Source organism: Paracoccus sp. S-4012 (assembly GCF_009674885.1).
GTDB lineage: Bacteria > Pseudomonadota > Alphaproteobacteria > Rhodobacterales > Rhodobacteraceae > Paracoccus.
This window is the reverse complement of sequence record NZ_WKKA01000006.1, coordinates 133,083-145,891: the sequence shown is the minus strand read 5'-3', so window position 1 is coordinate 145,891 and position 12,809 is coordinate 133,083. Positions and strand designations below refer to the sequence as shown.

4 protein-coding genes are annotated in these 12,809 nt (G+C 72.8%); 1 reads left to right on the top strand and 3 read right to left on the bottom strand.

Annotated features, from left to right (window positions below; genetic code table 11):
- Window positions 1-40: 40 nt before the first annotated feature.
- Entirely contained in the window at window positions 41-859 is an 819-nt protein-coding gene (locus GI374_RS10085; protein ID WP_229583060.1) for a hypothetical protein, read from the top strand.
- Here GI374_RS10085 and GI374_RS10080 read toward each other — a convergent pair.
- From GI374_RS10080 to GI374_RS10070, 3 genes are read right to left on the bottom strand one after another with little or no spacing between them, the layout of a single operon-like run.
- Window positions 844-2,958, bottom strand: a complete 2,115-nt coding sequence (locus GI374_RS10080) for a PAS domain-containing sensor histidine kinase (protein ID WP_154336944.1) — start codon at window positions 2,956-2,958, stop codon at window positions 844-846. The two genes, GI374_RS10085 and GI374_RS10080, sit on opposite strands and share 16 nt — an antisense overlap.
- Window positions 2,959-2,993: 35 nt before the next feature.
- The gene (locus GI374_RS10075; protein ID WP_370515265.1) at window positions 2,994-4,157 is read right to left on the bottom strand and encodes an RsmB/NOP family class I SAM-dependent RNA methyltransferase; all 1,164 of its coding nucleotides are present in this window, start codon (window positions 4,155-4,157) and stop codon (window positions 2,994-2,996) included.
- Window positions 4,158-4,185: 28 nt separating this feature from the next.
- Window positions 4,186-12,753, bottom strand: coding sequence for a GH36-type glycosyl hydrolase domain-containing protein (locus GI374_RS10070; RefSeq protein ID WP_154336943.1), 8,568 nt, complete (start codon window positions 12,751-12,753; stop codon window positions 4,186-4,188).
- Window positions 12,754-12,809: the final 56 nt, after the last annotated feature.

Here is a 12,809-nt window from a genome sequence, read left to right as displayed (position 1 = left end):
TCAGACTGCTGCTCATTGTCACTCCGCCCCTTTCTGTCAGATGCCGCGGCGGCGGGAAAGCCGCATTCCGCGCCGCGATCGTTCTTGTATTGTTCGCGCCTTCTTCGCCGATTTCGGCCCGCTCCGCAAGGACATTCCGAATCGCCGCCCCCTGTTTCGCAGCGAAAGGTTAACCGGCGGTTTACGCGCGCCCGGCGCCGCCGGGCCTGGCGGTTTACTCCCGGCACGGCCGCGGCTATCCCTCCCGCCGATCACGCGAAGCGGGGACCGGATGCTCATCTTTCTCGACCAGCGCCTCGTTTTCCTGGCCACCCCCAAGGCGGGGTCGACGGCCGTCGAGGTGGCGCTCGAATCGCTGGCCAGCCTGGCGATCGAACGGCCGCCGGCGCTCAAGCATACCTCGGCTGCGGCCTTCGAGCGCCACATCCGCCCCTGGCTCGAGGCCGCCGCGCCCGGCGAGCCATTCACCACGGTCGCCCTCATGCGGGAGCCAATCGACTGGTTGCGGAGCTGGTACCGGTTCCGCCAGCAGGACGACCTCGATGACCCTGACCATCCGCTGGCGGGCATGCCGTTTCACGACTTCGCCACCGACTGCATCGCCGTGGAGCCGCCGGACCATGCGCGGATCGGCCGCCAGGCCGAGTTCCTGACCGGCGGGGGGGCGCGGGCGGCGCGGATCTTCCGCTACGAGGAGATGGACCGCTTCACCCATTTCCTCGAGCAGCGCCTCGACTGCGCGGTGAGCCTGCCGCGCGTCAACGTGCCGCCGCGCCGCGACACCAGCGTGACGCCCGAGCTCGAGGCCCGGCTGCGCGAGGCGCTGGCGGTTGATGTGGCCCTCTACGCATCGCTCTGACCGGCGCTGCGGCGCTCGGGATCGGCCGCTGCCAGCCTGGCGACCGTCTCGGCCAGCGATGCCAGCGAGAAGGGCTTCTGCAGGAAGGCCGCGCCGGGAACCGGGCTGCGGCCGTCGTCGAAGACATCCTCGCTGTAGCCGGAGATGAAGAGGACGCGCGTGTTCGGGCGGTCGCGCAGCGCCCGGCGAACCCATGAAGGGCCGTCCAGCCCCGGCATCACCACGTCGGTGACGAAGACGTCGATGGCGTCCTCGCGGCCGGAGAGGAGGTCGAGCGCGTGCTCGCCACTCTCGGCCTCGATCACCTCGAAGCCGCGCATCCTGAGCGCGCGGCCGGCAAAGGCGCGGACCGCGGCCTCGTCCTCGACCAGCAGCACGCGTCCGCCGCCGGTGGCCTGCGGCTGCGGCGCGGGTGCGACCTCCGCATGGGCGGCCTGGGCCTCGGTCAGGCGGGCCGGGTCATGGGCCGGAAAATGCAGCGAGAAGCAGGTGCCCTGCCCCAGCGTGCTGTCGCAGAAGACATAGCCGCCGGTCTGCTTGACGATGCCGTAGACGGTCGAGAGGCCGAGGCCGGTCCCCTCGCCGGCGCGCTTGGTGGTGAAGAAGGGCTCGAAGATCTTGTCCAGGCGGTCGGGCGGAATGCCGCAACCCTCGTCGCGGACCTCGACCGTGACCCAGTCGCCTTCCGGCAGCCGCCGCGGCCGCGGGCGGGCGCCGCGGGCGAGGTTCGCGGTGCGAATGATGATGCGCCCGCCATGGGCCATCGCGTCGCGCGCGTTGACGACGAGGTTGACCAGCACCTGCTCGACCTGGCGGCGGTCGGCGCGGATCGGGTGCAGCTCGGGGTCGTGCTCGAGTTCCAGCACCACCCGCTCGCCCACCAGGCGGTTCAGCAGATGCGTGAGATCCGCAAGCGTGTCGCGCAGGTCCATCAGCTGCGGGTTCAGCGTCTGCTTGCGCGAGAACGCCAGCAGCTGCCCGACCAGCGCCGCCGCGCGGTTGGCGTTCTGGCCGATCTGGTCGAGATCGGCGTAGTCGGGATCGGTCTTCTCGTGGCGCAGCATCAGCAGGTCGCAATGGCCGCTGATGGCGGTCAGCAGGTTGTTGAAGTCATGCGCGATGCCGCCCGCGAGATGGCCGATCGCCTGCATCTTCTGGCTCTGGACGAACTGCGCCTCGAGGGTCTTCATCGCGCTCGCATCGGTCAGCATCGCGAGCAGCCCTCCCTGCGCGTCGCGGGCGAGGGCGACCTGCAGATGCAGCTCCGGGCTGCGGCGCCGGTGCAGGATCTCCGGGCGCGGCTCGGTCCGGCGGCGGAGGACGTCGTCCACCCAGGCGTCCACGGGCCGGCCGAGACCGTCGAGCAGCGTGGCGAGGGTGGCGCCGGTGGGGACGGTGCCGAGCATCCGTTCCGCGGCGGCGTTCGCGGCGTGGATGCGGCCGTCGGGGCCGATCCGAAGCAGGGCCGCCGGGAGGAGTTCGAAGAGGGCGCGGTCCTCGGCCGGGGTCGGCGCCTCTGTTGGAGCATCGGCTTCCGGCACCGAGGGCGGCGGGAGATACTGCCAGATCTGCAGCGTGCCGCCGGCCTGTGGGCTCAGGCGCAGGCGGCCATGGCCCGCCTCAGCCTCGGCCTGCGGCCGCCCGGGCAGCCGCGCGAGGAGGCTGCGGTGCAGTTCCCCGGGGTCGGCGGCGAGACGGGCAAGGGGCGCGGCGATCGGGCGGCCGAGGCAATCGCCATGGGCGGCGGCGGCCTCGGGGTTCTGCCACAGTATCAGCCCGGAGCCGTCGCTGGCCCAGACTTGCCCAGGCAGGCTGGCCAGTTCGGCCTTGTCGCGCGCAAGCGCCTGCCGCGCGCGGCGAGCGGCGCGGAGCGTGCCCAGGGTCATGGTGCCGCCCAGCATGTACCAGGCGAGGACCGCCGCCCCGCCGACGGCGAGCAGACGCGCGGGCAGCGGCTCGCCCGGCGGGTCGAGCGCCAGCCACAGCGCCGCCGCGAGCGTGGGCAGCATCAGGACCGGCAGCAGCAGCGCACCCGGCGGCGCGAGGGCGGCGCGGAGCGGTGGCAGGAACCGGGCGGCAAGGGCGTGGCGGAGGGTCATGCGGCGCAGGCTAGCGCGCAAATGTTAAGCTGCGGTTAACGACTGCCCTGCCGCAGGACAGCGACGTAGAAGCCGTCGCTTTCGCCGAGCGGGGTCATCAGCCGGGTGAACTCGGTCCGGAAATCGGGGCGGCGCGAGAGGAAGGCATCGATCTGCGCGGCGTTTTCGGCCTCGAGGAGCGAGCAGGTCATGTAGGCCAGCCGCCCGCCGGGATGCAGCCGCGCGGCCGCCTCGTCGAGGATCGCGGCTTGCGTGGCGAGGAGCGCCTCGAGCTGGGCGGGGGTGAGCCGCCAGCGGCCCTCGGGGTCGCGCCGCCAGCTGCCGCTGCCGGAGCAGGGGACGTCGGCCACCACAAGGTCGAACCGGCCGGCGATGCGGCCCGGCTGCACGATCTCGACCGTCGCGCCAGCGCGTGCGGCGCGGTCGCGGAGGCCGGACATGCGCGCGGGGTTCGCATCGTGGGCGACGAGGCGGGCAGCTCCAGCGGCGGCGAGGGCCAGCGTCTTGCCGCCGCCGCCGGCGCAGAAGTCGAGGGCCGCGAGTCCGTCAAGGGGCCCGAGCGTCGCGACGGCGAGTTGCGGCGAGAGGTCCTGCAACTCCACCAGACCGTCGCGATAGGCGGCCGAGCCGTTGAGGCGGCGGGCGCCTTCGGTGATCCGCAGCGCGCCGGGCAGTTCGGCCGAAGGCTCGGCCGTGATCCCTTCAGCCCGGAGCGCCGCAAGTGCCGCGGAGGGCGCGGCCTTGAGGCGGTTTGCCCGCAGCCAGACCGGCGCGCGGTCGCGCAGGGCGGCAGCGACCGCCTCGAAGCGCGGGCCAAGGGAGGCGCGGAGCGCGGGCAGCAGCCAGTCGGGGAGATCCGTGGCCTCGTCCGGTGTGGGCGCGCGGCCGGCGGCGCGCTCGGCTTCGGTCAGCGGCTCGGGCGCGTGGGGACCGGCGCCGAAGAGGCTGTCGGGGTCCAGCCCCTCCTCGCGGCACAGCCCGAGGATCAACCCGCGTCCGGTCAGCGCGCCGCCGAGCGCCGCGCGGCTGCGGCGGCGGCGCAGCGCGTCATAGACGAGATCGCGCACCGCGGCGCGGTCGCCGGAGCCGGCGTAGCGGCTGGCGCGGGCCCAGCGGGTCAGCGCCGCCTCGGCCGCCTCGCCCGCGAGGATGCGTTCGAGGATCGTCACCGCGGCCCCGGCGCGCGCGGCGGGGGTCACGGGAGGGCTGCCGGAACGCCGCGGCGCATCACTCGTCCGTCAGCGCCTCGTCGAGCGCCCCCTCCGGCTCCCGGCGCGGTGCGGCCCGCGGCGGCGGCGTCATGTCCACCGCGACGCTGCCGTCCGCCGCCCGCCGCACCTCGATGCGGCGCGTCTCGCCGCCCCTGTTCAGCGTCGCGGTGAAGCCCGGCCAGTCGGGCGGCAGGTTCGGCCGCACGCGGACCTCGCCGCCTTCGAGCGTGATGCCGAGGATTCCCTCCACCGCGGCGCGGTAGAGCCAGCCGGCCGAGCCGGTGTACCAGGTCCAGCCGCCCTGCCCCGGCCGCTCGGGCGCGGAATAGACGTCGGCGGCGACGACATAGGGCTCGACCCGGTAGCGGTCGGCGGCCTCGCGGGTGAGGGCGTGGTTGACCGGGTTGACCAGCGCGAACAGCCGGTGCGCCTCCGCCGTGCGGCCGTCGCGGGCGAGCGCGTAGATCATCCAGCCCGCGGCATGGGTGTACTGGCCGCCGTTCTCGCGCACGCCGGGGGGGTAGGACTTGATGTAGCCGGGCTCGTTCTCGGTCCTGTCGAAGGAGGGCGCGAACAGGCGGAAGATCTGCGCCTTCTCGTCGGTCAGCTGTTCGAGCGCCGAGTCCGCCGCCTGACGGGCGCGGTCTGGGTCGGCGGCGCCCGAGATCATGGCCCAGCTCTGGGCGATGGCGTCGATGCGGCACTCGTCGCTCTCGGCGGAGCCGAGGGGGGCGCCGTTGTCGAACCAGCCGCGGCGGTACCAGGCGCCGTCCCAGGCCTCGCGCTCCATCGCTGCGGCCACGGACTCGCGGTGGGCGCGCAGCCGCTCGGCGCGTTCGGTGTCGCCGCGCGCCTCGGCCAGCGGCGCGAAGGCGTCGATCCCGGCGATCAGGAACCAGCCCATCCAGGCGGATTCGCCGACCCCGCCCTCGCCCACGCGGTTCATGCCGTCGTTCCAGTCGCCGCCGAGGAACAGCGGCAGGCCCCGCGGACCGCTGCGCGCGATGCAGAGGTCGAGGGCGCGGGCGCAGTGCTCGTAAAGGGACGCGGTCTCGGTGGTAACGTCGGGCTGGAAGAAGCGGTCGTGCTCGCCAGGGTCGAGGGCCGGGCCTTCCAGCCAGGGGAGCGGCTCGTCGAGGATGCCCGTGTCGCCGGTCGCGGCGATGTAGGTGGCGGTGCCGTAGGCGAGCCAGACCACGTCGTCCACGATCATGGTTCGCACGCCGGCGCCGGTGCCGGGCAGCCACCAGTGCTGCACGTCGCCCTCGCGGAACTGGCGCGAGCCGGCGTTGAGCAGCTGCGCCCGCGCAAGGCCGGGGTCCTGCAGCATCAGCGACAGCGTGTCCTGCAGCTGGTCGCGGAAGCCGAAGGCGCCGGAGGCCTGGTAGAAGGCGGTGCGCGCGCGCAACCGGCAGCCGAGCGACTGGTAGGGCAGCCAGGTGTTGACCATCAGATCGAAGGCGTGGTCGGGCGTCTTGACCTGCAACGTGTCGAGCACGCCGTCCCAGTCGCGCGCGGCGCTTGCCAGCGCGCGCTCCATCGCATCCGCGGTGGTGGCCTGCCGCAGCACTGCCGGAAGCTCCGCCTCGGGCGCGTCGGCCAGCACGAAGGTCAGCTCGCGCGTCTCGCCGGCCGGGACCTCGATGCGGCACATCATGGCGACGCAGGGGTCGCCATGGGTCTCGCCCGCGAAGGGCGTGTCGAAGGCCTTGGCGCGGGGCCAGTCGGTCACCGCCGCCGGGCGCATCATCGCGCCGCCGCGGCCCAGCCATTCGAGACGCGACACCAGCCAGCCATCCGCAGGACTGGTGGCCGACAGCGCGGTCACGCGGCCGGTCACCGCCGTCTCGTAGGGGTTGCGCGCGACCACCGCGCCAAGCTCGAGATCGAACCCCGCCCGCAGGGCCGTGGCGGTGCGCGAGCGGTGCTGGCCGAGGACCAGTTCGGCATAGGCCGAGGTCTCGAGCCTGAGCGTCTTGCCCGAGAGGTTCTTCAGCCGCAGCCGCGTCAGCTTCGCCGGAACGCCGTCGGCGAGGGTCTGCGTGGCCTCCACCTCCAGCCACGAGGTGCGGCCGGTGAAGCGCGACCAGCCGATGCCGTGGCGGGCCTCGAACACCGCCTCGGGGTCGTCCGAGAGGCGGTTGAAGGGCGTTGCGATCCGGCCGGTGTCGCGGTCGAGGATGTGGATCGCCTCGCCGCAGCGGTTCACGACCGGGTCGTTGGCCCACGGTGTGATCTGGTAGTCGCGCGAGTTGACGGCCCAGGTGTAACCCGCCCCCCCGGCCGAGACGTGGAAGCCGAAATCCTCGCGGGCGATGACGTTGATCCAGGGATGCGGCGTGGATTCGCCGTGGCGCAGGCGGACGACGTATTCGCGGCCCCCCGCCGCGAAGCCGCCGATGCCGTTCCAGAACTCCAGCCCCTCCCCCGAGAGCGGCGGCGCCGGCAGCGCGGCGCGCGGCGGAGCCGCGGGCAGCGGGGCCGTGCGCACCGCGGGCCCGGCGCCGTTCGCGCGGCGCTCGTCCAGCCGCGCGATCTGCTCGGCCAGCCGCCCGTTGCGCGTGTGCAGCACGATCCGCGCGGCGGCCATCAGGGTGGCCGCGGACTGCGGCGCCAGCAGGTCGCGGCGCAGCTTGAAGACGTTGCGCGAGATGTCGCCCGTGGGCGCGAACTGCGCCGCCGCCTCCACCATGGCGTCGATCTGCGCCTGCAGGTCCTGGACGTAGGAGGTGCCGCGCTCGTTCAGGATCACGAGGTCGCTGACGATGCCGCGGGCGCGCAGGTAGCGGTGCATCCGCATCGCCCCGCGCAGGATCGGCATGTCGCTCTCGTCGTCGATCCGCAGCAGGATGATCGGGTAGTCGCCCGAGATGCCCATCGGCCAGAGGTCGGACTGCGGCCCCAGGCCGCCGCGGCGGTCGGTGTCGGCCGCGGCGAGCGACGGGTCGGGATAGACCAGCAGCGCGGCGAAGCGGCGGAAGAGGGTCGCGTCCGCCATCGACACGTCGAGGTGGCGCAGCTGCACCTGGCTGTAGGACCAGGCCAGGTTCAGCTCGTGGTCATAGACCCGCGGCACGGCATAGTGCTGGGCGGCGCGGGCGGTGTTCTCCTCGTTGTCGCCGACGATGGTCCAGAAGGTCAGGTCCACCGACTGCCGGGGCGCGAGGCGCACCACGCGGCGCAGCGAGAACACCGGATCGAGGGTGAAGCCCTGATGCCCCTCGAGCCGCGCCCCCGGATCGAAGGCCCGTGCCCGGCCGAGGCCCCGGCCCCGGCCGATGAAGGCGCGGCGGTCGGTCTCCGCCTCGGCGCCCGGCAGGATCGCGGCGTCGTCGCCGGTCACGAGATGCGCCAGATACCACGCCTTGCCGCGCGGATCGCGCGGGCGGCGGCGGGCGAAGACGGTGGAGCGGTCCTCGCTGATCGAGGTCCGCACGAAGAGCTTCGAGAAGGCCGGATGGGCGCGGTCGTTCGCGGGATTGTCGAGGACGATCTCGCCATAGGACGTGACCTCGATCAGCCGCTCGCGGTCCGAGCGGTTGCGGATCGTCAGGCGGCGGCCCTCGGCATCGCTCTCGGAGGCGGCGATGACCTCCATACGGGTCTCGATCTCGTCGGCGTATTTGAAGAATTCGGCCTTGTGGTCGGAGAAGAGGGTCGAGGCCGTCTCGCCCTGCGAGGCGCGGCGCGGCGAGGTCGAGGCGGACCACCACTCGAACGTCTCAAGATCGCGCAGGAAGAGGAAGATGCCGCCCTGGTTCACCGCCGGGTCGGGCAGCCAGCGGTTCAGCGCGATGTCGAGAAGCTGCGCCTGCCCCGCGCCGGTGGAGCTGAGCGTGGCCGAGAGGCGCCCGTTCGACAGCAGCGCGATGTCGCGCCGCGCATTCGCCGGGTCGTCGGTCTGCGACTGCGCCGGGGCCTCGAACCGCTCCTCGGCGCCGGAGACGCCGAAGCCGTCCTCGGGGCGGGTGACGGGCACGATCTCGCGCGGGCTGCGCTCCTGCAGCAGGAGTTCGGCCGCCTGCACCACCGGGTCCTCGTGGAAGCGTTCGCGGTGGATGCCGTCGAGGACGGCGTTCGCGACCGCCACGATCGACATGCCGTGGTGATGCGCCATGACGTTACGGACCACGGCATATTGCGCGCCCTCGACCAGACGCGAGCGGGTGAAATCGACCGCGTCGTAGAAGCCGTGGGGACCGAGGGCGCCGTGCTTCTCCAGCCGCTCGAGATTGCGGACCGCCTCCTCGGGGCGGAACTGCGCGGCGAGGATGGTGGCATAGGGCGCGATCACGAGGTCGTTGGCGACCACGCGCTTAAGGCCCAGCGTCGGCACCCCGAAGGCGTAGTACTGGTAGTTCATCTCGCGGTCGCGCGCGTTCATCGCGCTTTCCGAGATGCCCCAGGGCACGCCCCGCTCGGCGCCGTAGCGTATCTGCTCCTTCAGCGCGCTGTGGCTGGAGAGATTGAGGATGCCGCCCAACTGCTCCTTCATCACCAGCGGCGCCATGAGATATTCGAACATGCAGCCCGACCAGCTCATCAGCGCCGCCTCGCCGCCGCCGAGCGAGGCGAAGGGCCGCCCGAGATGGCCCCAGTGATCCTTGCGCAGGTCGCCCTTGGCGATGGCGAAGAACGAGGTCAGCCGCGCCTCGGAGGCCAGCAGATCGTAGCAGGACTGGTCCCGCTCCTCCTCGTCGGGGCGGTAGCCGACTGAGAGCAGCTGCTTTTCCGGGTCCACGAGGAAGCGGAAATCCATCTGGAAAGCGAGGAGGCGGGCGCGCTCGGCCAGCGACTCGACCACGCGGGCGAAGGCGTGCGGATCGGCCTCCGGCGCGGTGTCGCCGAGGACCGAACCCGCGGTCGCGCGCAGCGCCTGCGCCCAGGCCAGCACCTCGGCCGAGACGGGGCTGCCGATCTCGCCGTCGAGGTCGTTGGCCAGCCGCGCCAGCGTCTCGGCGCCGCTGACGATGCCGTGGACCCGGTGCGCGAGCGCCTCGGGTCCGTCCGCGGCCTCGTTCAGCAGGACGGCCAGCCGCGCGGTTAGATCGTCGATCCGGCGGCGCAGGGTGCGCGGCGCGCTGCGGCGGTCCTCGGGCAGCAGGATCAGGTGCTGGCGGAAGAGGTGCAGCGTGTCGCCAAGGCCGGCGAGGCCAGTCCCCTGCGGCTCGCCCCCGCGCAGCCACCGCTTCAGCCCGGCGCAGAGCGCGACCAGCGTTCCCGCGAGGTTGCCGCTGTCCACCGACGAGATGTAGGGCGGCTGCAGCACTGAAAGGTCGCGGGTGTCGTACCAGTTGTAGAAATGCCCGCCCTGCCGGGGCAGCCGCTCGAGGGTGTCGAGCGTGTCTCCGATCCGCTGCAGCGCCTCGGCCCTACCGATCCAGCCGAGGTCGTTCGCGGACAGCACCGAGAGCAGGTAGAAGCCGATGTTGGTGGGCGAGGTGCGCTCGGCCAGCTTCGGATGCGGGTCGTCCTGGAAGTTGTCGGGCGGCAGGTGGTTCGTGGCGGGGCCGACGAAGGCCTCGAAATAGCGCCAGGTGCGGCGGCCCACGGCGCGAAGCGCTGCGGCATCGGCCGGGGCGATGTCGAGGCGGTCCTCGGTCTCCATCGTGTCCGAAACCCAGGCCGCGATCCAGGGCGCCGCGATCCAGGCGGCGAGGAACGGCGCTGCGACGGCCAGGGCTCCGGGGTTCAGCAAAAGCAACGCCACCCCGACCACGACCGCGAGCGCGACGCCCGGACCCATCATCCGCAGATGCTGCCGCCCGCTCGCCCCGGCCGCGAGGCGCGCGGCCTCGCCCGCCGTGGTCCACTCCAGCAGGTGCCTGCGGCTGACGAGAAGCCGCCAGAGCGTCCGAACCACGGCGTCGGTCATCACCACCGCGTAATCGGCGACGAAGGCGATCTTCAGGCCCAGTTCCAGCAGCGCCTTGCCCGCGTCATGCGCGATCCGCCGCAGGTGGTAGCCCAGGGCGACGTTCGGCCCGCCGGGGCGCAGGCCGAGCAGCTGGTGGACCAGCGGCATCAGCGCAATCAGCGCCACGAGGCCCGCCTGCCAGGCCGCGGCCCAGCCGGGGGGCAGCGCGAACCAGCCCAGAACCGACGCCAACACCCAGCCGGGCGCCACGAGGCTGCGGCGCAGGTTGTCGAGCATCTTGAAGCGCCCGAGGCCGCCGAGCCCGTTGCCGCGCCGCAGGATGAAGGGCAGCAACTGCCAGTCGCCGCGGGTCCAGCGATGCTGGCGTCCGCGCTCGACCTGGTAGCGGATCGGGTATTCCTCGACCATCTCGATATCCGAGACGAGGGCCGCGCGGGCGAAGCTGCCCTCGATCAGGTCGTGGCTGAGAATGGTGTTCTCGGGGAAGCGGTCGCGGGTGACTTCCTCGAAGCTGTCGAGGTGGTAGATGCCCTTGCCGGTGAAGCTGCCCTCCTCGACGAGGTCCTGGTAGAGGTCGGAGACGGCGAAGACATAGGGGTCGAGGCCGCGGCTGACCGAGAAGACGCGCTGGAAGATCGAGGCCTCGGCCCCGGTGGTCAGCGAGGCCGAGATCCGCGGCTGCAGGATCGCATGGCCGCGCACGACCCGCCGCGTTTCGGCGTCGATCACCGGCTGGTTCACCGGATGCGCGAGCTTGCCCGCGAGCTGCGCCACCGTCCCGCGCGGCAGCCGGGTGTCGCTGTCGAGCGTCACGACATAGCGGATGCCCTCGGGCGGCAGCGGGCCGGTCGGCATGAAGCTGGTCTCGTCGGCGCCGCCGCGCAGAAGCCGGTTCAGCTCCTCCAGCTTGCCGCGCTTGCGCTCCCACCCCATCCACTTGCCTTCGGAGGCGTTCCACTGCCGCCCCCGGTGCAGCAGGAAGAAGCGCCGCCGGTTGCCGTAGTCATAGAGGTCCGCCAGCCGCTCGATTCCCGCGCGGGCGTGGTCGAGCAGTTCGCCGTCCCCCGGCGCGCTCTCGGCATCGGCGTCGGTCCAGTCGGTCAGCAGCGCGAAGCTGACATCGCCGAGCGGGTTGGCGAGGTAATGCAGCTCGAGTTGCTGGACCAGCTCGTCGATGGTCTCGCGGCTGCCGAGGAGGCAGGGGATCACGACCAGCGTCCGGTGGGTCGAGGGAACGCCGGCGCGGAAGTCATAGGCCGGCAGCCGGTGCGGCGCGACCAGCCGCGCGGTGACGAGCGCGACGAGGCCGAGCGCCGCATCGGCCGCGGCAAAGAACGCGAGGCCGAGGAGCAGCACGCCGAGGCCCCCGCCGATGCCGGGCGGCAGCACCCGCCCGAGCAGCGCCAGCAGCCCGACCGCCAGCAGCACCGCGGGCAGCGCGATCCCGAGCCAGCCGAGACGGGCATAGGCGCGGCGCAGCCGCTCGCCCGAGGTCGGGCGGTAGTCCAGCAGCGCCTCGAAGCGGCGCAGGTCGGCGCCGATCAGCAGCGCGCCCACATCCTCGGGCCGCGCCGCCGCCGCGGTCGCGGCCTGCGCCACCTCGGTCTCGCTGCGGCCCGAGCGGCGGGCCAGCCGCTCGATCGCGTCGCGATAGGCGGCCCGCGTCGGCTGGTCGAGGCGCGTGAAGTCCGAGCCGTCGCGCAGCACCGCATCGACGCGGCTGACCTCCTCGAACCAGTTCAGCCAGTTGATGTCGCCCATCCGCCTGAGCGAGCGGACGACGTTGCCGACGGTCACGTTGGTCGCCGACTGGCGCGCATACTCGTGCTGCACGATCAACTCGATGGCGCTGCCGCGGGAGGCGAGGCCCTCATGCAGCCAGAGCTCGGCGCGGGTATCCACCGCTGCCGCCTCGGACAGACGGTAGCTCAGCTGCATGGCGAAGGTCGGATCGTCGAGGCGGCCCTCGGCGCCGTCGAGCAGCGCGTGATGCTCGCGCGTGCCGCCCGCCGCGGCGAGGGCGTCGGCCAGCGCATCCGCCGCCTCGCGGCTCTCACGCGCGTCGACCACGAGGTCCGAGAGCCGCCGCAGGTTCTCGAGCAGCACGAAGCGCAGGAAGGCGGGCAGCGCCCAGAGCTCGGCGATGGTGAGGGTCTCGACCTCCTGGAAGCCGTGGACGGACTCGGTCAGGGCTTCGAGGTGGATGTCGGAATTGGTCGCCGCGACGAAGGCATGGGCGAGGGCATGGACCCGCGGCGCGCGCCCGCCGCGGGGCAGCGCGAGGGTCGGCAGATGCCGCAGGAAGCCGGGGCCGAGGGCTTCGCGCTGAAGGCGGAAGGCCTCGTCGATGACGTGCTGGTTGTCGATCAGCCACTCGGCCGCAGGGGTGATGACATGCCCGGAGCGGGCGGCGGCGAGCGTGGTCAGGTAGTTGCGCCGGATCGCCTCGCGGTTGTCGCGCAGCCGCTGCCGCAGGTCGACCGCCGCGATGTCGGGCGCGGCCTCCAGCGGGTCGGTCGCGACCTCGATGCCGCATTGCCTCAGGCTGCGGCCCGACCAGCCGTCGCCCCGCAGCGGCTGGCGGCGCGGGTCGTGGCGCAGCGCGCCGGGCGGCGGCTCGGCCTCGCGCCCACGCAGGGTCCGCACGCCCAGGCGGCGCAGCAGGGCGTTGCCCGGATCGCGGCTCAGGCGCGTGTGCTTGACCATATGCGGGACTCCCGAGGATGCGTCAGGGGGGCCGCGATCGGCCGGCCGCCATAGGG

Excerpts from the sequence above, each read along its gene's own strand:
- GI374_RS10085 (WP_229583060.1), top strand. The coding sequence starts at position 41 with ATGCCGCGGCGGCGGGAAAGCCGCATTCCGCGCCGCGATCGTTCTTGT.
- GI374_RS10080 (WP_154336944.1), bottom strand. The coding sequence starts at position 2,958 with ATGACCCTCCGCCACGCCCTTGCCGCCCGGTTCCTGCCACCGCTCCGC.
- GI374_RS10070 (WP_154336943.1), bottom strand. The coding sequence starts at position 12,753 with ATGGTCAAGCACACGCGCCTGAGCCGCGATCCGGGCAACGCCCTGCTG.